Annotated in this window: 14 protein-coding genes; 6 read left to right on the forward strand and 8 right to left on the reverse strand. The window is 62.4% G+C overall.

Going from position 1 to position 19,849, the window contains the following annotated elements; translation table 11 throughout:
• Nucleotides 1-137 precede the first annotated feature (137 nt).
• The 3 genes from LJE98_RS09940 to LJE98_RS09950 form a co-directional block, all read right to left on the reverse strand.
• On the reverse strand, nt 138-938 hold the full coding sequence (locus LJE98_RS09940) for an FAD binding domain-containing protein (RefSeq protein ID WP_229575063.1): 801 nt from the start codon (nt 936-938) through the stop codon (nt 138-140).
• A 15-nt stretch (nt 939-953) separates the two neighbouring features.
• Entirely contained in the window at nt 954-3,320 is a 2,367-nt protein-coding gene (locus LJE98_RS09945; RefSeq protein ID WP_229575064.1) for a xanthine dehydrogenase family protein molybdopterin-binding subunit, read from the reverse strand.
• 165 nt (nt 3,321-3,485) lie between these two features.
• Nucleotides 3,486-3,974, reverse strand: a complete 489-nt coding sequence (locus tag LJE98_RS09950; RefSeq protein ID WP_229575065.1) for a (2Fe-2S)-binding protein — start codon at nt 3,972-3,974, stop codon at nt 3,486-3,488.
• A 321-nt stretch (nt 3,975-4,295) separates the two neighbouring features.
• On the opposite strand from LJE98_RS09950, the gene LJE98_RS09955 reads away from it, so the two are divergent.
• From LJE98_RS09955 to LJE98_RS09965, 3 genes are all read left to right on the forward strand, one after another.
• On the forward strand, nt 4,296-4,559 hold the full coding sequence (locus LJE98_RS09955) for a glycine zipper domain-containing protein (RefSeq protein ID WP_006724501.1): 264 nt from the start codon (nt 4,296-4,298) through the stop codon (nt 4,557-4,559).
• 167 nt (nt 4,560-4,726) lie between these two features.
• Nucleotides 4,727-6,655 (forward strand): autotransporter assembly complex protein TamA, encoded by a 1,929-nt coding sequence (locus LJE98_RS09960; protein WP_420710130.1) that lies wholly within the window; start codon nt 4,727-4,729, stop codon nt 6,653-6,655.
• Between the two features lie 26 nt (nt 6,656-6,681).
• Nucleotides 6,682-10,845: a translocation/assembly module TamB domain-containing protein gene (locus LJE98_RS09965; protein ID WP_229575067.1), complete on the forward strand. Its 4,164-nt coding sequence runs from the start codon at nt 6,682-6,684 to the stop codon at nt 10,843-10,845.
• Between the two features lie 33 nt (nt 10,846-10,878).
• Here LJE98_RS09965 and LJE98_RS09970 read toward each other — a convergent pair whose 3' ends face one another.
• On the reverse strand, nt 10,879-11,304 hold the full coding sequence (locus LJE98_RS09970; RefSeq protein ID WP_229575068.1) for an Lrp/AsnC family transcriptional regulator: 426 nt from the start codon (nt 11,302-11,304) through the stop codon (nt 10,879-10,881).
• Between the two features lie 124 nt (nt 11,305-11,428).
• Between LJE98_RS09970 and rocF the strand changes: the two genes are divergently transcribed.
• The 3 genes from rocF (at nt 11,429) to LJE98_RS09985 (ending at nt 14,015) form a co-directional block, all read left to right on the forward strand.
• Nucleotides 11,429-12,364 carry an arginase gene (gene rocF / locus LJE98_RS09975; protein ID WP_229575069.1) on the forward strand — a complete coding sequence of 312 codons (936 nt, stop codon included), beginning with the start codon at nt 11,429-11,431 and terminating at the stop codon, nt 12,362-12,364.
• Between the two features lie 206 nt (nt 12,365-12,570).
• Nucleotides 12,571-13,047, forward strand: coding sequence for a chemotaxis protein CheW (locus LJE98_RS09980; RefSeq protein ID WP_006724495.1), 477 nt, complete (start codon nt 12,571-12,573; stop codon nt 13,045-13,047).
• Between the two features lie 122 nt (nt 13,048-13,169).
• The gene (locus LJE98_RS09985) at nt 13,170-14,015 is read left to right on the forward strand and encodes an asparaginase domain-containing protein (protein ID WP_229575070.1); all 846 of its coding nucleotides are present in this window, start codon (nt 13,170-13,172) and stop codon (nt 14,013-14,015) included.
• A gap of 69 nt (nt 14,016-14,084) precedes the next feature.
• Here the strand turns inward: LJE98_RS09985 and LJE98_RS09990 are convergent, their stop codons facing one another.
• The 4 genes from LJE98_RS09990 to fdhF are packed head-to-tail and all read right to left on the reverse strand — an operon-like array spanning nt 14,085 to nt 19,843.
• Complete coding sequence (locus tag LJE98_RS09990; protein WP_229575071.1) at nt 14,085-15,737, reverse strand: OFA family MFS transporter; 1,653 nt, start codon at nt 15,735-15,737, stop codon at nt 14,085-14,087.
• Nucleotides 15,738-15,796: 59 nt separating this feature from the next.
• Nucleotides 15,797-16,141, reverse strand: a complete 345-nt coding sequence (locus LJE98_RS09995) for a formate dehydrogenase subunit delta (protein ID WP_229575072.1) — start codon at nt 16,139-16,141, stop codon at nt 15,797-15,799.
• Nucleotides 16,134-16,964, reverse strand: coding sequence for a formate dehydrogenase accessory sulfurtransferase FdhD (gene fdhD / locus LJE98_RS10000; protein ID WP_229575073.1), 831 nt, complete (start codon nt 16,962-16,964; stop codon nt 16,134-16,136). Before fdhD ends, LJE98_RS09995 begins: the two co-directional genes overlap by 8 nt.
• On the reverse strand, nt 16,961-19,843 hold the full coding sequence (gene fdhF, locus LJE98_RS10005; protein WP_229575074.1) for a formate dehydrogenase subunit alpha: 2,883 nt from the start codon (nt 19,841-19,843) through the stop codon (nt 16,961-16,963). Before fdhF ends, fdhD begins: the two co-directional genes overlap by 4 nt.
• Nucleotides 19,844-19,849: the final 6 nt, after the last annotated feature.

Consider the following 19,849-nt stretch of genomic DNA (forward strand, 5'->3'; position numbering starts at 1 on the left):
ACAAATGGCGCGAACATTAGAACGGCCACACATAGATACTAGCGGATTGCACCAACGCAAACTTGATCTGCGTCAAACTCGGTAAAAAAGGGCGGCCGAAGCCGCCCTTTTTCAGCCCTTCTGAAACGGAAGCGTCGTCAGGACGACTGGACTGCGCGTTTGGCCATTACCCGGACGAGATTTGCACGGTATTCCGCGGTGCAATGGAGATCCGACATCAGCTCCGACGAATCGATGTCCACGGCAGCGGCGGCATCCGGCGACCAGTTGGCAGAAAGCGCCGCTTCGAGACCCGCATGGCGGAAGACACCGGTAGAGCCGGCACCGGTGACAGCGACACGGACGCCACCGGGCCCCTTCGAGACGAAGACGCCGGTCATCGCGTACCGCGAAGCCGGATTGGCGAACTTGGCATAACCCGCCTTCTCGGGCGCATCGAAGCGGACGGCCGTGATGATCTCGTCCTCGGCCAATGCCGTTTCGAACAGGCTGACGAAGAAGTCGTCGGCCGCGATTTCGCGACGGCTGGTCACGACCGTTGCACCAAGGCCGAGCACGGCCGACGGATAATCCGCCGCCGGATCGTCATTGGCGACAGAGCCGCCGATCGTGCCCAGATGGCGCACATGCGGATCCCCGATCATCGCGGCAAGGTTCGAGATCGCCGGACAGACCGCCCGGATTTCCGCCGAAGAGGCGACCTCCGCATGGGTGACGGCAGCGCCGATCGTGACGCGCCGCCCCTCGACCTTGATGCCCTTCAGGGTCTCGATATGCCTGAGGTCAACGAGGTCCGACGGCTGGGCGAGGCGCTGCTTGAGCGCAGCGATCAGGGTCTGGCCGCCGGCGATGAATTTGCCGTCCTCGGCACCGGACAGAAGCTTGCCGGCATCCTCGACCGTCGAGGCCCGATGGTAGCTGGTGGAATAGAGGTGCATGGTCCTGGTCCTCCCTTATTCGGCGGCCTGGCGGGTCGCATTGGCCTGGAGCGCACTCCAGACGGCAAGCGGCGTCGCCGGCATATTGAGGTTGTTGTTGCCAATCGCGTCCGTGATCGCGTTGATCAGCGCCGGTGGAGAACCGATCGCACCCGCTTCGCCACAGCCCTTGATGCCGAGCGGATTGCCCGGACATGGGGTGTTCTGATGCGAGACATTGAAGGACGGCAGGTCGTCCGCGCGCGGCATGGCATAATCCATGTAACTCGCCGTCAGCAGCTGGCCCGTCTGCGGATCGTAATGCACGGCCTCCAGCAGTGCCTGACCGATGCCCTGCGCGATCCCGCCATGCACCTGACCCTCGACGATCATCGGATTGATGATATTGCCGAAGTCGTCGGCTGCGACGAACTGAATAATCTCGGTCTTGCCCGTTTCGGCATCGACCTCAACTTCCGCGATGTAGCAGCCGGCCGGGAAGGTGAAGTTGGACGGGTCGTAGAAGGCGCCTTCCTTCAGACCCGGCTCCATGCCGGACGGCAGATTATGCGCGGTGTAGGCCGCAAGCGCCACCTGGAACCAGGGAAGCGTCTTGTCGGTCCCGGCGACCTTGAGCTCGCCATTTTCGATGACGATGTCGCTCTCGTCCGCCTCCATCAGATGGGCCGCGATCTTCTTGGCCTTCGCCTCGACCTTGTCGAGCGCCTTGACGATGGCCGACATTCCGACGGCGCCCGAGCGCGAGCCATAGGTACCCATGCCCATCTGCACCTTGTCGGTGTCGCCGTGCACGATCGAGACATTGTCGATCGGCAGGCCGAAACGTTCCGTAACAAGCTGGGCAAATGTGGTCTCATGGCCCTGGCCATGGCTATGCGAGCCGGTCAGCACTTCGACGGTACCGACCGCATTGACGCGGACCTCGGCCGATTCCCACAGGCCCACACCTGCGCCGAGCGAGCCGACCGCAGCCGAAGGCGCAATGCCGCAGGCCTCGATATAGCAGCTCATGCCGATGCCGCGCAGCTTGCCACGCCGGGCAGCTTCCGCCTTTCGGCCCGCAAACCCGTTCCAGTCGGCAGCACCCATGGCCGCGTCGAGCGAGGCGTCGTAATCGCCAGCGTCGTAACACATGATGACGGGCGTCTGGTACGGGAAGGTCCGGACGAAGTTTTGCCGGCGGAGGTCTGCCGGAGAGACGCCCAGTTCGCGTGCCGCCGTCTCGACGGTGCGCTCCAGAAGATAAGTCGCTTCGGGCCGTCCGGCGCCACGATAGGCGTCGACTGGCACGGTATTGGTGTAGACGGTGCGGACATTGGCGTGGATCGCCGGGATCGCATACTGGCCCGAGAGCAGGGTGGCATAGAGATAGGTCGGGACGGAGGACGAGAAGAGCGACATATAGGCGCCGAGATTGGCGACCGTATCGACTTTCAGCCCGATGATGTTGTTGTCCTTGTCGAAGGCCATTTTTACCTTCGACACATGATCGCGGCCATGCGCATCGGTGAGAAAGGCCTCGGTGCGGTCCGACGTCCACTTGACCGGCACGCCTGTTTTCTTCGAGGCCCAGAGACAGACGATCTCTTCCGGATAAATGTAGATCTTCGAGCCGAAGCCACCGCCGACGTCGGGCGCGATGACGCGCAGCTTGTTTTCCGGCGCGACATTGTAGAAGGCGCTCATGACAAGGCGCGCGACATGCGGGTTCTGCGAGGTGGTGTAGCAGGTATAATGGTCTTCCGCGGTGTCATAGATGCCAAGTGTCGCGCGCGGCTCCATCGGGTTCGGCGAGAGCCGGTTGTTGAGGATCTCGATTTCGGTGACGTGCGCGGCACGGGCGATCGCGGCGTCCGCCAATGCGCTGTCGCCGATCTCCCAGTCGAAGATCAGGTTGCCGGGGGCTTCCGGATGAATTTGTGGCGCGCCCGATTTCAGCGCATCGATGGCGCCGGTGACGACGGGAAGCTCCTCGTATTCGACCATGACGGCTTCGGAGGCGTCGCGTGCCTCGCCAAAGCTGTCGGCGACGACGATGGCGACGGCATCGCCGACATAACGCACAATGTCATGCGCCAAGGGCCGCCAGGCCCCCATCTTCATCGGCGAGCCATCCTTGGAATGCACCATCCAGCCGCAGATCAGGTTGCCGATGCCATCGGCCAGCAGCTGCTTGCCGTCGAGAACGTCGATGACGCCCGGCATGGCCTTCGCGGCAGAGACATCGATCGACTTGATCCGGGCATGCGCATAGGGCGAACGGACGAAATAGGCATATTTCATGCCGGGGACGACCATGTCGTCGGTATACCGGCCCTTGCCGGTCAGAAAACGCTTGTCTTCCTTGCGCGCCACGCGTGCGCCGATTCCTTCAACACCCATTGTCTTCTCCTCCAGAGAAACAGGAATTAGGTCTAAAGCACCAGGCAGTAGCGTTTGGATTTGCAGCGTCATGACATTGGACGCGACCAAATTTCCGTGCCGGAAGGCAACACTGACAGAGCGTTCCTAGTGGCTATGGGCTATTGCCTACGTACACTCATCGCCTCACTCGGCGGCCTGACGGCCGGCTGTCATCGCTTCATTGGCCGAGAGCACGGCCTTGACGATGTTATGATAGCCCGTGCAGCGACAGATATTGCCCTCGAGCTCTTGGCGGACGGTGGCCTCGTCGAGCGCACCGTTGTGACGACAGATCATGTCGAGCGCTGTCATCACCATGCCCGGCGTACAGAAGCCGCATTGCAGACCGTGATGTTCCTTGAAGGCCGCCTGAACCGGATGCAGCTCACCACCGGAAGAGATGCCCTCAATCGTGGTGATCGAGGATCCCGAGGCCTGGACGGCCAGGATCGAACAGCTCTTGATCGATTTGCCGTCCATGTGAACGACACAGGTTCCGCATTGGGTGGTGTCGCAGCCCACATGCGTTCCCGTGAGACCAAGCTTGTCGCGAATGAAATGCACGAGCAGGGTGCGATCCTCGCACTCTCCGCTTACTGTCCGGCCATTCACCGTCAGTGTCACTTTAGCCATGTTTTTCCTCCTCGTGTCTCTCCCGGACACGGGGGCATGGTGTGAGTTTTGTGTGACATGTGCAACCGTCTAGAAGGTCGCAATCGAAAATTATGTGTACCGCATTGCAGCATCAAACCGCCTGTAAATCCTGGGTTCATCTTCAATGCCTCATGCAATAAAACCACCCGCTAGGGTGTGAGCCTCGACCATGGACTTTCCCTTGGTCGAGGCTATGCTCATGGAAGCCTGAAGCCGCCCAGGGACAGAGCTCTAGCGGTTTGGCATGCTGTCAAAAACAAGACCGGCTCGCCCGGACGCGTGGAACTTGGAGAGATGAAGATGAAAAAAGCTCTTGTGCTGATGCTTGTCGGCCTTTCGGTCGCAGGCTGCACCCAGACAGAACGCGGCGCAGGTATCGGCGCTGCCTCCGGCGCGATCATCGGTGGCATAGCCACAGGCAACGTCCGCGGCGCAGCAGTCGGTGCTGCCATCGGCGGCGTTGCAGGCGCCGTGATCGGCCGCGTGTCCGAACAGCCTGGTCAGTGCTACTACCGCGACCGCTACGGCAACCGCTACATCGACGCTTGCCCGCGTAGCTACTGATCTCGGCTCGATCAGACCTGTGAGAACTAAGGCGGGGCTGCAACACTCCCCGTCTTTTTACGTAAACAAGCAAAAAAATGTATGCGTTTTCACGCAAATACGCCTAAGTTGTCGACTGGGCGGGGAGTGCATGAGAGATCGCGACGAAAGCGAAATGCCAAGACCGAGTGGGGGTATGGGGTATATTGCCGAAGTTTAGTCATGCGTTCCGGCTCGGACTTGCCCTGACCGTCGCAATCACATCGTCCATCGGGATCACCGCACAGGCCCAGGCCTTCGAGATATTCGGTATTCGCCTTTTCGGCGAAGACGAAGTCGATCGCGACATTATCGATCCCGTCGACTATGCCATCACGCTTGATACAGGTGATGCCGACCGCGCGCTCAGGAAGTCGCTGGAGCGCACCTCTCTCCTGGTGGCCGACGAGGAGCAACCCGTTTCCGGCGATCTCGGCCTCGTCATCAAGGCACGCGACGATCGCGATCGGCTGATTGCCACACTCTACGAAAACGCGCTCTATGGCGGCGTCGTCACCGTTACGATCGATGGCAGAGACATCGACAGCCTGCCACCCAATCCCACGTTCGACCGTTCGCGTCCCGTACCTGTCTCGATTGCGATCCAGCCGGGGCAACCATTTACGCTGGGCGAGGTGAAGCTGGAGGGTGATGCTGCCCGTCTCGACCCCGCCGAGTTCGATCTCGTGCGCGGGCAGAAGGCCGGATCGCTGACGATTCTGAAGGCGGCTGACGCAATCGCGTTGCAACTGAAGGAAGAGGGACGCCCTCTGACGGAAGTGACGCGTCGCGACGTGATTGCCGACCACAAGACGCAGACGGTCGACCTGACGATCGCGGTCGAGGCAGGCCCGGTCGCCCCTCTTGGCGCAGTCACCGTCAAGGGTGCGCGAGCCGTGGATTCGAACTTCATCGCATATTATTCGCGCCTGAGGCCCGGCCAGACCTACTCCCCCGAACAATTGCGCAAGGCCGGAGAAAGACTACGCACGCTTGGTGTCTTCTCTTCGGTCACAGTCAACGAAGCTGAGGGGCTCGAAGCGGACGGATCGCTCCCGGTGGGCATCGTCGTCTCGGAAGGCAAGCACCGCTATTTCGGCATCGGTGCCAGCTACTCGTCGGTGGATGGCGGCGGCATCGAGGGCTATTGGGGTCACCGCAATCTTTTCGGTCAGGCGGAATCGATCAGGATAGAGGGGGCGGTGCGCGGGCTCGGCGAACTCGAGAATATCTCCGATGTCTCTTCGCTCGACTACACGGCCGGCATCACCTTCATCAAGCCAGGCGCCTTTGTTCCCTCCGGAACGCTTGAGGCCAGCATCAAGGGCAGCACGCTGGAGACCGACTATTACGATGCAGCCACAATTACGGGCAAGGTGTCCTATGCCTACGAACTGACCGATGTCGATACCGTCAGCGCCGGCGTTTCACTGGCCTATGACAGCATCGACGACGCCTTTGGCGACGGCAACGAATACCTGACCTTCGGCGTGCCGATCGGCTATGTCAGAGACACCCGCGACAACCGGCTGAATGCGACCGAGGGCTATTACGGCACGGCGACGCTGACACCCAGCTACGATTTCTTCGGCCAGACCTTCTTCACCTCGTTCGAAGGCTCGATCTCTGCCTATCTCGGCTTCGGGGAAGAGGATCGGTTCGTGCTCGCCGGCCGCCTGAGCGGCGGCACCCTGGTCGGTGGCGGAGATCTTTCCGCAATTCCGGCGACCCGGCGATTCTTCTCCGGCGGTGGCGGATCGGTGCGGGGCTATTCCTTCCAGGAAATCACGCCCTACAATGCCGCGGACGAGGGCACCGGCGGTCGCTCTTATCTGACGGCAAATCTGGAAGCCCGCATCAATGTGACGGACACGATCGGAATCGTGCCTTTTCTCGACATTGGCACCGTGACGGACAACACCGTGCCCGATTTCTCTGACATCAAGATGGGCGCAGGCGTCGGGCTGCGCTACATGACACCATTCGGCCCCTTGCGGCTGGATGTGGCAGTGCCGCTGGATGCTTACGACGGTGGCAGCCGTTATGCCATCTATGCCGGCATTGGTCAGAGCTTCTGACCGAGCAAGACAGGACAATTGAAAACATGATCTGGTTGAAGCGCATCCTCACCTGGACGCTCCGTCTCCTGGGCGGTCTTGTGGCCGTATCGATTGCGCTTTTTGTCGTGGTGATCCTGGTCGGCGGCTTCTCGCGCACTGGCAGCCAGTTCCTCGCCGACCGGATTGCCGCACTCGTCTCCACCGACAATCGCCAGATCACCTTGAGCGGAACCGGGCCCTTGCTCAGCAGCGAGTTCTCCGTGGAACGCATCACGGTCTCCGACGCCCAGGGGGTCTATGCCTCGATCGAGGATCTCGCACTCGACTGGACGCCGCGGGATCTGATCCGCAAGCGCTTCACGGCCGAGCGCATATCCGCGCGTCAGGTGACGGTCAGCCGCCCGCCTATGCAGTCTGCGGAACCGGAGCCGGAAACGGACGAACCTTTCTCGCTCCCGGTCGAAATCGACATTGCCACCATCAACCTGCCCTCGATCAATATCGGCGCAGCACTCGCGGAGCGCGACTTCGCGCTATCGGCCCAGGGGTCGCTACAAATTGTCGGCGACACGATCGGCAGCCGGTTGACCGCGACCCGTCTGGATGAGCCGGGCAACAATGCTGTCATCGACCTGCTCTACGCGCCGAACGACAACCAGCTGCGCGTCAATCTCGACTACCAGGAACCGGCAGCCGGCCTGCTCGGCCAGCAGTTACAACTGCCCGGTCAGCCGCCACTCGCGATCGAGATCGATGGCGACGGCCCGCTCGACAACTGGGCGGGCGAGGTCATCGCATCGCTGGACGGTGAACGAACCATCACCATCGACGCCACGCATCGGCTCGAGGCGGATGGGACCCGAACCGTAACGGCGGCGGGCGGCGGCTTCTTTTCTCGCCTGATGCCACCGGCACTGCGCGACATCTTTGCCGGCGAAACCGCGATCGACGTGGCAGCGGCACTGGGGGCGGATGGATCGGTCGTGATCGAAAAAGGTCGCTTCGAAACAGCCTCTGCCGAAGTGGTGGCGGCTGGACGCTATGATCCGAATGGCGACAACGACATTCGTCTCATGGCGCGGGCAACGGGCGAGCCCGTCAGCATCACCGCGGAATCGGCCGAGTTTACCGGCGGCTTGAAGCTGAGGAGCCTCGAGCTCGCCGTGAGCGGCGAGGCCCCGGCTACCGCACTGTCACTGCGCGCCGATCTGGCTGAGCTGACCGTTCCGCAGGGCACCCTGTCGGACGTCATGCTGGACGCAGACAGTAAAAGTTTTGACATCGCCAACCGTGAGGGCCCTGTCAACATCAGCATGTCCGTGCAGGGCACGGATATCCGCGACGCCGAGATCCGACCTTATATCCGCGGACCGCTGGCGCTGACCGCCCCCCTCACCCTTTCGAACGAGGCGATCACCTTCGAGCAACTGGCCTTCGACAGCGATGGCCTCGACCTGCAGGGCTCCGGACGCTACGCACTCGACACGAGCGGCTTCTCGGGCCGTCTCGCGGTACAAGCTGCACCGGACCTCTTGCCGCCCGCCCTGGCTGATCGCCTGCAGGGACCGGTAGACCTGTCCGCTCGCGTTGATTTCGTCGCGCCACGCGCCGTCGCCCTCAGGGAGATCGTGCTGTCCACCGATATCGCCCAGGCGGAAGGATCGCTGTCTATTGACCAGGACGGTATTCTGGCCACCGATTTGACCGGCCAGCTTCGCGATATCGGACTTTTTGTCGAGCGGATTCGGGCACCCGCGTCCTTCAACCTCTCGGCCTCCGGTCCCCTGGACGCCGTGGAGGCGACCGTCAATCTCGCAGTCGAGCAGGGTGAAGCAGCGGGCTATCGGATCGAGGATCTCGCGCTCCAGCTCGAAGGCGTGGCCAACCGTGTGGCGCCGAGCGGAAATCTGACGGTGACCGGCCAGATCGACGGCAAACCGCTTGAGGCCAAGGCACGGGTCATGAGCACGGACGGGCAGACGAAGGTCGATGCTCTCGACCTCGCAATCGGACCAAACCGCCTGACAGGCGCACTCGATCTCGGGCAGAATCTGCTGCCAAGCGGCGATGTGTCATTCGACTTCCCCGACATCAGCCTGCTTGCCGCACTCGCCGGCCAGAACGTGGGCGGGGACCTCAAGGGTAAGGTCGCGATCCGATCCCAGCAAGGGCAGATCGCAGCCGATATCGAGGCGACCGGCACAACGATCACGCAGGGCGATCTCGTGATCGCCGAACCGCGCATCGACCTGACAGTCACCGACATGGCGGCCCTCGCCGCCAAGGGCACCATAAGTGCAGACGGCGTCGCCTCCGGTGCGAACAGGCTGGACAGCTTGGCGCTCGAATTCACGCGCTCCGGCTCCGACACCGATTTCGATCTTTCCGGACGATACGACAACGCGCCTGTGGTTCTGCGCGGGGCTCTGAGCCAGGGCGGCGGGGAACTCTTGGTCGCCGTCGAAGAACTGCGCGCCGCGCCCCGCGGCATTGCGCTGGCGCTGGCCTCTCCGACATCCATCCGGATTGTCGATGGTGCCGTCTCCATTGCCGAGACGGTCATCACTGCCGGTTCCGGGCGTCTCGCACTCTCCGGCACAGTTGGTGACACGCTCGATCTCTCCGTGGATATAAGGGCACTTCCGGCTTCGCTCGCAGCTGCCCTGGCGCCGGAGATCGCGCCGGAAGGCACCATTTCGGGAACTGTTGAAGTCGGTGGCGTGCCCTCGGCGCCGGTCGCAGATTACCACCTCGACTGGCAGGGCGCAGCGATTGCGCAGACGCGCGGTGCCGGTCTCGTGCCATTCAAGATCACCGCAAACGGACGGTTCGAGAACCAGAGCCTTACCCTCGACAGCCGGATCAACGGCGGCGGCATCGGGCTCACGGCAGGCGGCAATGTCTCCCTGCAGAATGGACCGGGGCTCGATATCAGGATCCAGGGCGATGTCCCTCTGTCTGCCGCCAATGGCCAGCTCGGAGCCCAGGGCTTCGTCGCCGAAGGCAATGCGACTGTGAACCTGACGATCGGCGGCACCGGCTCTGCCCCGAGCATCACCGGCACGGTCTCGACCAGTGGCGCCCGCGTCATCGACGTCCGGCGCAATCTTGCGATCGAACAGATCGCAACGACGGTGAACCTGACAGGCACGCGCGCCGAGATCGGCAGTCTGACCGGCAATCTCGCCGCGGGCGGCCGGGTCTCTGCTCGCGGCTTCATCGACATCACGGCGCCAGGCCTGCCGGCTGATCTGACCATCGATCTCGACCAGGCCGTCTATGTCGACGGAACGACCGTCGCGAGCACGGCAGACGGCCAGCTGACCCTCACCGGACAACTGCTGAACGGACCAAGGCTCGCCGGCAGCATCAACCTTTCGCGCACCTCGATCACGCTCTCTGAAAGCCAGCCCGCGAGCTTGCGCGAGCTGGACATCGTGCATCTGCATGCTCCCCCCGCGATCCTGCGACAACAGGGTGAGAAAAATCCGGCGGAAGGTCGCAGCTCCAGCGCACCGATCGTGCTCGATCTGACGATTTCATCACCCACTCAGACTTTTGTGCGCGGACGTGGGATCGACGCAGAGCTGGGCGGCACGATCAGGCTGACAGGTACCGCCGCAGCCCCCGCGGTGTCCGGAGCCTTTGATCTCCGACGCGGCCGCATGCAGATCCTGACGAAGCGCCTCGACATCACGCGGGCGACCATCACCTTTGGGGGCGACCTCGTGCCCTTGCTCGATCTCGAAGCGACCACGACCTCGGGCGATGCCACGATTGTCATTCTCCTGACCGGGCTTGCGAGCAATCCGCAGGTCAGCTTCAGTTCGACACCTTCCCTGCCGCAGGACGAAATCCTCGCGCAGCTGATTTTCGGCCAGTCGCTGTCGCGGCTCTCGCCGCTGCAGATCGCACAGCTTGCCGATGCCGCAGCGCAACTCGCCGGCGGGAGCGGCAGCTCGCTGTTCCAGTCGCTGCGCAGCACGCTCGGCGTCGACGATCTCGACATCTCCACCGACGAAACTGGCGGCACCAGCATCAGCGCCGGAAAATACCTCAACGACCGCACCTATATCGAGCTGGAACAGAGCGGCAGCGGTGGGGCGAAGGCGGTGATCAATCTCGACATCGGCCGCGGCGTGAAGCTGAAGGGTGAAGCCGGCGGCGCGGGTGCCGGAGGCGGTATCTTCTACGAGAATGAATACTGACGAGCCTCCGGGGCGCAGCGGCGCAATGCTCTCTCAGCCGATCTTGCTCGTCTTCAGCAGAATGCTCGATTCCGTCAGGTTGATACCCTCGATCAGACGGATTCGTCGCAGGGCCTCGTCGAAACCTGCAAGGTCACGCGCTTCGAGTTCGGCGATGAAGTCCCATCGCCCGTTGGTGCTGTGAAGCGCCTTGACCTGCGGCATTCCGCGCAGCTGATGTGCCACCCGGTCCGCAAACTTGCCAACGACCTCGATCATCACGATCGCCCGAACGCCGCTCGACTGGATTTCGCTGCCCGTCAGAATGGTAAAGGCGGCGATCGTACCGTTGGCGACCAATCTCTCGATCCGCGCCGAGATGGTCGCGCGGGACGCGCCTGTCATCGCCGCGAGTGACGCAACCGGCAGACGAGCATTCTGGCGCAAGGCACCGAGGATTTCGCGATCTAGATCATCCATGTGTCAAAACGTCATACGGTGGTTGCGATATGCATAAACTATCGCGCTTTATGGCGAAGTTCCATCTTTTTGCCAACAAGGCAATGACCGATGATACGCCAGAACATCCAGGAAAGGTTACCCCATGCAGGCCGAGACAAAAACCGTGACCCTTATCGGCGTTCCGCTGGAGGAAGGCTCCGGGCGGGGTGGCTGCGCCATGGGCCCTGCCGCCTACAGGATCGCGGGCATTGCCTCGGCGCTGAGCGAGCTTGGTTACTCCGTGGAGGACCGTGGAGACCTGCGCCCTGCCCCGGCGGCCGACCTGCCGGAAAAGGCAGAGGCCAAGCACCTGCCGATCGTGGGTGCCTTCACCCGCGCGATTGAAGCCGCAACCTATACGGCCGCCAGCAATGGCACGGTCCCGATTCTGCTCGGTGGCGATCACAGCCTCTCCATGGGCAGCGTATCCGGCATGGCCCGCTTTGCGGCCGACATGAAGCGGCCACTCTATGTCCTGTGGCTGGATGCCCATTCGGACTTCAATGCCCCGGAAACCTCTCCCTCGGGCAATATCCACGGCATGCCGGTCGCCTTCTTCTGCGGCAAGGCGGAACTTGCCCCGATTCTGCCAGCCGATCGCCCCTTCGTCGATCCGAAACACGTCTATCAGATCGGCATTCGCTCCGTGGACGAGGAGGAGCGCCGGATGATCCGGGAGAACGCGGTGAACGTCTTCGACATGCGGGCTGTGGATGAAGAAGGCATGGGCAGCATCGTCAAGCGCATCCTCAACGATGTCCGCAAAGCCAATGCGCTTTTGCATGTGAGCCTCGATGTCGACTTCCTTGATCCTGATGTGGCACCGGGCGTCGGCACAACGGTACCCGGGGGAGCGACCTTCCGTGAAGCGCATCTCATCATGGAACTGCTGCATGATAGCGGCCTCGTCTCCTCCCTCGACCTCGTCGAGCTTAACCCCTTCCTGGACGATCGCGGCCGCAGCGCCCGCGTCATGGTGGAGCTGGCAGCCAGCCTCTTTGGTCGGCGCATTCTCGATCGTCCGACACGCGGCGGATGAGGCCCGGATCCTTCACCGAGCAAAGCCATCGACACCGGCCGAAACCCGACGCGTGATTTAGAATTGGGAAACACTCTTCGCATAAAGTCATGACAACGCGTCGAATTGGTCATCAACCGTTTCCAGACGCGAAGTGATGGCGGGTGTCGCTCGCGCCGCAGGTGGCGCCGCTACCGCCAAGGGACAGGAAGGTTGGAAGATTTCTAATGGCAACTATCAGCTCCACCAGCTTCGGCAGTGAGACCCTCGAGATCATCGCCTTCCGGCTTCATGATCAGGAATTCTGCGTCAAGACGACAACCATCCGTGAAATCCGTGGCTGGGCACCGTCCACGCCGATCCCGCATGCGCCGGCCGATGTCATCGGCGTCATGAACCTGCGCGGCTCGGTTATCCCGATCATCGATCTTGCCTACAAGCTGGGCATGAAAAGCACGGTTGCCAACGAGCGTTCGGCCATTGTCGTGGCCGAAGTCCACAACATGGTCATCGGCATGCTGGTCGACCGCGTCTCGGACATCCTAACCATCCCGTCGAGCCAGGTTCAGCCGGTTCCGGAAGTCTCGGCCTCCTTCGACAAGACCTTCTCGGAAGGCATCATCGCAAACGAGAACGGCATGATCTGCTTCCTGAACCTCGCCAAGATGTTCAAGGGCAGCGATCTGGAAGACCTGGCCGCCTGATCAGGCAAGGACTACAGTTTCAAAAGGGCAGCGCTTGATGGCGCTGCCCTTTTGCGTTCCACGACCCGGTTGATCCCGGTGCCGCACTGGCCTACCAGATTCGGAAATTCGGAGGCGATACGATGAAGCTGCTGCTTATTCACACGGGTGGAACGATCGGAATGGCCGAGACGCCGGAGGGGCTGGCACCCCTGAAGGGCCTCGTGGAAGAAGCCATCGCGGTACGGCTGCCCGCCGGTACGGCTCTGACCGCCGACGTTTTCGAACCCTTGCTCGATAGCGCCGATGTCGGCCGCATTCATTGGAACAGGATGCTGGAGACCGTCCGCAACCATCAGGACGCAGCGGTCATCATCACCCACGGCACCGATACCATGGCCTTTACAGGCGCTGCCTTGAGCCAGGCGCTGGCCGGCGAGAACCGCCGGGTCATCCTCTGCGGCTCGATGCTGCCGCTGGGTCACGCAGGCGATGCCGAAGCCAATCTCGACCTTGCGATCTCTGCCGCTCAAGGCCAGGAGCCTGGCGTCTTCCTTGCCTTTGCCGGGAAGCTTCTGAGCGCCAATGGCCTCGTCAAGCATCAGAGCCACGATGCCGATGCCTTTCGCTCCCAGCCGCAGGCCATGCCCAGCCCACCAAAACGGTCCATCTTCGAGGACCGCAAACTTGCGATCCTTACGCTTTCCCCGGGCATTCCTGCGGAAGCGTTGAAGGCCATTCTCGACACGCTTGATGGCGCCGTGCTGCGGATTTTCGGGGCCGGAACGGCGATGAACGATCCGGAAATACTTCAGGTTCTCGCGGCGGCAGTGACAGGCGGCAAACGCCTGCGCGCCGTCAGCCAATGCGAAGCGGGTGGCCTGTCACCCGGCGCCTATGCAGCCGGTGCCGGGCTCTGGAGCACGGGCATCGAAAACGGCGGAATGCAAACGCCGGAAGCTGCCCTCGTTCACCTCTGGCTGAACTGAGAAGCCTTCATGCAAAGAGGCGACCCGAAGGCCGCCTCTCGCTTGTTTCGATTTCCTGGCAGCTCCGGCTCAGCCAAAAATCGCCAGGCTATTGCGCAATGTGATCCACACACCCCACAGAAGCGGGAGGCCGACCACGGCCCAGGCGAGAGCCGCCCTGCCATCGAGGCCACCCTTGCCGATTCCGAAGGAGCCCGATGGACCGGCATTGGCCGCAGCCGTCTTGGCCTGGAGTGCTGCCACTTCCTCATCCGACATGAACCACTTGTCCGCCAGGGGCTTCACGAAGGCATTGGCAATCAGACCGATCGCCAGCATGCCAGCCAGGATATACATGGTGCCGGTGTAGAGTTCCGGCCCCGGTGCAACGCCCGCCGTGATCTGCGCCTCGCGGATATAGTTGACCACCACAGGGCCAACAATGCCGGCTGTTGCCCAGGCGGTCAGCAGTCGGCCATGGATTGCGCCGACGAACTGCGTCCCGAAGATATCGGCGAGATAGGCCGGTATCGTCGCGAAACCCCCGCCATACATCGACAGGATGATGCCGAAGGCGAGCACGAACATGGCCTTGGAGCCGAGACCTGCGAGCGTCGGTGCGGCAGCATAGAGAATGATGCCGAGGACGAAGAAGCAGAAATAGGTGTTCTTGCGCCCGATCTTGTCGGACATGGAGGCCCAGAAGAACCGTCCGCCGATGTTGAACAGCGACAGGAGACCGGTGAAGCCGGCAGCGATCGCCGCAATCTGTGCCTTCTGGGCAGTATCCAGCTGCGAGAAGGTGAGGTCTGGAAGCCCGATCAGCGATCCGGCAAAGATCTCCTGCAGCATGGGCGATGCGACACCGATAACACCGATGCCTGCCGACACATTAAGGCAGAGAACCGCCCAGATCAGCCAGAATTGCGGTGTCTTGTGCGCATCCCGCAGATGCACGTGACGTGTGGTGATCATCGTGCTCTTCGATGCAGGCGGCGCCCATCCTTCGGGACGCCAACCGGCCGGCGGAATGCGATAACCGAAGGCACCACCCATCATGAAGACGAAGTAGCCTAGAGCCATGACCACGAATGTCTGCCAGACGCCGACTGTGACATCCGTCTTGAACGCGGTCATCAGCAGGTTGGCCAGAGGCGCGCCGATCATCGCACCGCCGCCGAAGCCCATGATGGCCATGCCGGTCGCCATGCCACGACGGTCGGGAAACCACTTGATGAGCGTCGAGACCGGCGAGATGTAACCGAGACCGAGACCGATACCGCCAATCACACCGGCGCCAAGCCACATCAGCCAGAGCTGATGGGTCATCACACCGACAGCCGCGATCAGAATACCGCCGCACCAGCAGCATGCCGAAACGAAAGCAGCCTTGCGGGGACCGACCCGTTCCAGCCAACCGCCCCAGATGGCGGCGGAGCAGCCGAGAAAGACGAAAAACAGCGTGTAGATCCAGCCGAGATCCGCGACCCGCCAGTTGCAGGCGGTCGTGAAGAGTGCCCCGATCAGCGTGAGTTCAGAGCAGCTGGGATCGGGGTTGGCGATCGCCCGGCTGAGCGGAAGCCAGAACACGCTGAACCCATAGGCCATGCCTATGCACAGATGGATCGCAAGCGCTGCCGGGGGAACCAGCCAGCGGTTGAAGCCCGGCTTTGCGATAATTCTTTCTTTGTCCAGTATGCCGACATCACTCGGTATGCCAGCGCTAACATCTGAAACTGCCATTAAGTCCGTCCTCCTCTTGAAAACCCAATTGGACCGCCGACCGGTCGAAAAAGATGAAATTATGTCGTGGCCTCGGGGATGCTGGGCTCCGACAGGGATTCGCCAGCAACCACGCCCTTGCCGCCCGGCGCACCATCGGCAGCCTCGGCGCCGACGCCCACAGCTGCGGCATCCGGCTCTCCGGGACGCTTGATCCGGGTCGACGCCTCGATGACCAGCGGCAGGAACCCGGCATCCGGCGCGTCGATCAGGTCGAAGAAGCGGCGGCGCATCCGGGTTTCCCAGAACTTGTTGATATGCGTGGCCACGCCGTCCGCGCGGACGGTCTCCGGCTGGGAGAGGAAGAAGGTGGCGATCTGGTTGGCCATTCGGACGATTTTGGCGTCGGTGCTGGTCTCAGACATGCATCGGTACTCCTTCAGCCACCCGGTCCGGCCGGGTAAAAATCTCGAAATCCTCGTCACGCGCTATCCCGATCAGGGTGATGCCCGCCGCTATCGCGGTACGGATGGCCAGCGCCGTTGGGGCAGATATTGCAATCAGGATCGGGGCACCAAGCGCTGCCGTCTTCTGCACCATCTCGACGGACAGCCGGCTCGTGACGACGACCGCGCCGAGGCTGGCCGTCCAGCCACCGAGCAGCACTGCGCCGGTCAGCTTGTCGAGCGCGTTGTGACGGCCGACATCCTCGCGGATTGCCACCAGCCCTTCATGGGGGCAGTAGAAGCCGGCGGCATGAACGGCACGGGTCTGGCGATTGAGATCCTGCGCCGCAGCCAGCATCGCCGTGGCATCGGCGATCTCGCGTGCGGTCAGGCGGACTTGGTCCGAGCCGACCCGACGCACCGGCCGGCTGGCCTGCTCGATCGACTCGATGCCGCAGAGGCCGCAGCCGACAGGGCCGGCCATGCGCCGGCGCCGGGCAACCAACGCTTCCGCCGTCATGTCCTTGAGCGTCACCTGAACGTCGATTCCCTCGCCGGCCTCTATAGCCTCGATGGCCACGACTTCGTCGGCACGTTCGATAATACCCTCGGCGAGCGAGAAGCCGACGGCGAAATCCTCAAGATCAGCAGGTGTCGCCATCATCACGGCATGGGTCGAGCCGCCATAGGAGAAGGCGATCGGCACCTCTTCGGGCACGATCCGGCTGCTGTTCGAAACGAGCCCACCGCTCGCCTTGAGACCGCCGACCATGCGCGCTGCGGAGCCGATGATGGCGTTCATTCCGCCGCCTCGAGCTTGCCCTGGATGCGTCGCGATTGCCGCGACAGTTCTTCGTATTCCTCCTGCCATTCCGTCGGGCCATTCGACGGCGAGACCTGAACGGCGGTGACCTTGTATTCCGGGCAATTGGTGGCCCAGTCGGAGAAATCGGTAGTGATGACGTTGGCCTGCGTATTGGGGTGATGGAAGGTCGTATAGACCACACCCGGCGCTACGCGATCGGTGATCAACGCCCGGAGTGTCGTATCCCCGGAGCGGCTTGCCAGCTTGATCCAGTCGCCTTCCTTGATCCCGCGTTGCTCGGCGTCATGCGGATGGATCTCCAGCAGGTCTTCTTCATGCCAGACGACATTCTCGGTGCGCCGCGTCTGCGCCCCGACATTGTACTGGGAAAGAATGCGGCCGGTGGTGAGCAGCAGCGGGAAGCGTGGGCCCGTGCGTTCGTCGGTCGCAACATATTCGGTGCGGATGAACTTGCCCTTGCCGCGCACGAAGCCGTCGACATGCATGATCGGCGAGCCGACGGGGAACTTCTCGTTGCACGGCCACTGCACCGAGCCCATCTTTTCCAGGTACTCGTAGGAGACGCCGGCGAAGCTCGGCGTGCTCGCGGCGATCTCGTCCATGATCTGCGACGGATGCGTGTAGTTCCAGGCAAGCCCCATGGCCTGGGCAAGGTTCTGGGTGACTTCCCAGTCTGCATAGCCGTTCTTCGGCGTCATGACCTTGCGCACGCGGTTGATGCGGCGCTCGGCATTGGTGAAAGTGCCGTCCTTTTCGAGGAAGGTCGAGCCCGGCAGGAAGACATGCGCGTAGTTCGCCGTCTCGTTGAGGAAGAGGTCGTGCACGACGACGCATTCCATCGCGGCAAGACCGGCCGAGACATGTTTGGTATCCGGGTCGGACTGCAGGATGTCCTCGCCCTGAATGTAGATACCCTTGAAGGAACCATCGACGGCCGCATCGAGCATGTTGGGAATGCGAAGCCCCGGCTCGTTGCTGAGCTCGACACCCCAGAGCTTTTCGAAAGTCTCGCGCGTCGCATCGTCAGAGACATGGCGATAGCCCGGCAGCTCATGCGGGAAGGATCCCATGTCGCAGGATCCCTGGACATTGTTCTGGCCGCGAAGCGGGTTCACGCCCACGCCCGGCCGGCCGATATTGCCGGTGACCATGGCAAGGTTGGCGATCGCCATGACGGTCGTCGAGCCCTGGCTGTGTTCGGTAACGCCGAGGCCATAATAGATGGCACCATTGCCGCCGGTGGCGAACAGCCGGGCGGCACCACGAAGTTCGGCAGCCGGAACGCCGGTGAACTTTTCGGTTTCCTCCGGCGAATGGGCAGGCTCGGAGACGAAGGACGCCCAGTCCTCGAATTCCGACCAGTCGCAGCGCTCACGAATGAAAGCCTCGGCAAAAAGACCCTCGGTGACGATGACATGGGCAAGCGCGGTGAGAACCGCGACATTGGTGCCGGGTTTCAACGGCAGATGGAAGGCGGCTTCGACATGCGGTGTGCGCACAAGGTCGATGCGGCGCGGATCGATCACGATCAGCTTGGCGCCCTGACGCAGCCGCTTCTTCAGTCTAGAACCGAAGACCGGGTGACCATCGGTCGGGTTGGCGCCGATAACCACGACAACATCCGAATGCTCGACCGAATCGAAGTTCTGCGTGCCGGCCGACGTTCCGAAGGCCTGGCCGAGACCGTAACCGGTCGGCGAATGGCAGACACGGGCGCAGGTGTCGACATTGTTGTTGCCGAAGCCGGCGCGGATGAGTTTCTGGACGAGGAAGGTCTCTTCGTTCGTGCAGCGCGACGAGGTGATGCCGCCGATCGCTTCGCGGCCATACTGGTACTGGATCCGGCGGAATTCGGAAGCCACATGGGCATAGGCCTCTTCCCAGGTCACTTCGCGCCAGGGATCGGAGATCTTCTCGCGGATCATCGGATTGAGGATGCGGTCCTTGTGGCTTGCATAGCCATAGGCGAACCGTCCCTTGACGCAGGAATGGCCCCGGTTGGCCTGCCCGTCCTTCCAGGGCACCATGCGCACGAGTTCTTCACCGCGCATCTCGGCCTTGAACGAGCAGCCGACGCCGCAATAGGCGCAGGTGGTGACGGCCGAATGCTCGGGCTGGCCGATGGCGATGACAGACTTCTCCGTCAGCGTCGCCGTCGGGCAGGCCTGCACGCAGGCGCCGCAGGAGACGCATTCGGACGAGAGGAAGGCTTCATGCGCGCCGGCTGACACGCGGCTGTCGAAACCACGACCTTCGATGGTGAGCGCAAAGGTACCCTGCACCTCTTCGCAGGCCCGCACACAGCGCGAACAGACGATGCATTTCGACGGATCATAGGTGAAGTAGGGATTGCTCTCGTCCTTCGGCATCCACTGGGCGTTCATGCCACCCTCGGCGGAACGTGCCTTGACGTGGTTCTCGCCTTCATAGCCATAGCGCACGTCGCGCAGGCCGACGGCCCCGGCCATGTCCTGCAGCTCGCAATCGCCGTTCGCAGCACAGGTAAGACAATCGAGCGGATGGTCGGAGATATAGAGCTCCATCACACCCTTGCGGATCGCCTTGAGCCGCTCGGTCTGAGTATGGACGACGAGGCCGGCTGCAACCGGCGTGGTGCAGGAGGCCGGGGTGCCATTGCGGCCCTCAACCTCGATCAGACAGAGACGGCAGGAGCCGAAGGCATCGACCATATCGGTCGCGCAGAGCTTGGGCACCTGGATACCGGCCTCCATCGAGGCGCGCATGATCGACGTGCCCTCTGGTACCGTGATTTCGCGGCCGTCAATGGTGAGTGTCACCATCTTGTCGGAGCGCGAGGCGGGCGTGCCGTAGTCGAGTTCTGGAACGAGGGGCATCAAAAC

The organism is Rhizobium sp. 'Codium 1' (assembly GCF_020889605.1).
GTDB lineage: Bacteria > Pseudomonadota > Alphaproteobacteria > Rhizobiales > Rhizobiaceae > Allorhizobium > Allorhizobium algae.

What these genes read in the sequence shown, in the direction of transcription:
- LJE98_RS09990 (WP_229575071.1), bottom strand. Translation starts at nt 15,737, where the DNA reads ATGGCAGTTTCAGATGTTAGCGCTGGCATACCGAGTGATGTCGGCATA.
- fdhD (WP_229575073.1), bottom strand. Translation starts at nt 16,964, where the DNA reads ATGAACGCCATCATCGGCTCCGCAGCGCGCATGGTCGGCGGTCTCAAG.
- LJE98_RS09945 (WP_229575064.1), bottom strand. Translation starts at nt 3,320, where the DNA reads ATGGGTGTTGAAGGAATCGGCGCACGCGTGGCGCGCAAGGAAGACAAG.
- LJE98_RS09955 (WP_006724501.1), top strand. Translation starts at nt 4,296, where the DNA reads ATGAAAAAAGCTCTTGTGCTGATGCTTGTCGGCCTTTCGGTCGCAGGC.
- rocF (WP_229575069.1), top strand. Translation starts at nt 11,429, where the DNA reads ATGCAGGCCGAGACAAAAACCGTGACCCTTATCGGCGTTCCGCTGGAG.
- LJE98_RS09980 (WP_006724495.1), top strand. Translation starts at nt 12,571, where the DNA reads ATGGCAACTATCAGCTCCACCAGCTTCGGCAGTGAGACCCTCGAGATC.
- LJE98_RS09970 (WP_229575068.1), bottom strand. Translation starts at nt 11,304, where the DNA reads ATGGATGATCTAGATCGCGAAATCCTCGGTGCCTTGCGCCAGAATGCT.
- LJE98_RS09940 (WP_229575063.1), bottom strand. Translation starts at nt 938, where the DNA reads ATGCACCTCTATTCCACCAGCTACCATCGGGCCTCGACGGTCGAGGAT.
- fdhF (WP_229575074.1), bottom strand. Translation starts at nt 19,843, where the DNA reads ATGCCCCTCGTTCCAGAACTCGACTACGGCACGCCCGCCTCGCGCTCC.
- LJE98_RS09995 (WP_229575072.1), bottom strand. Translation starts at nt 16,141, where the DNA reads ATGTCTGAGACCAGCACCGACGCCAAAATCGTCCGAATGGCCAACCAG.
- LJE98_RS09950 (WP_229575065.1), bottom strand. Translation starts at nt 3,974, where the DNA reads ATGGCTAAAGTGACACTGACGGTGAATGGCCGGACAGTAAGCGGAGAG.
- LJE98_RS09985 (WP_229575070.1), top strand. Translation starts at nt 13,170, where the DNA reads ATGAAGCTGCTGCTTATTCACACGGGTGGAACGATCGGAATGGCCGAG.
- LJE98_RS09965 (WP_229575067.1), top strand. Translation starts at nt 6,682, where the DNA reads ATGATCTGGTTGAAGCGCATCCTCACCTGGACGCTCCGTCTCCTGGGC.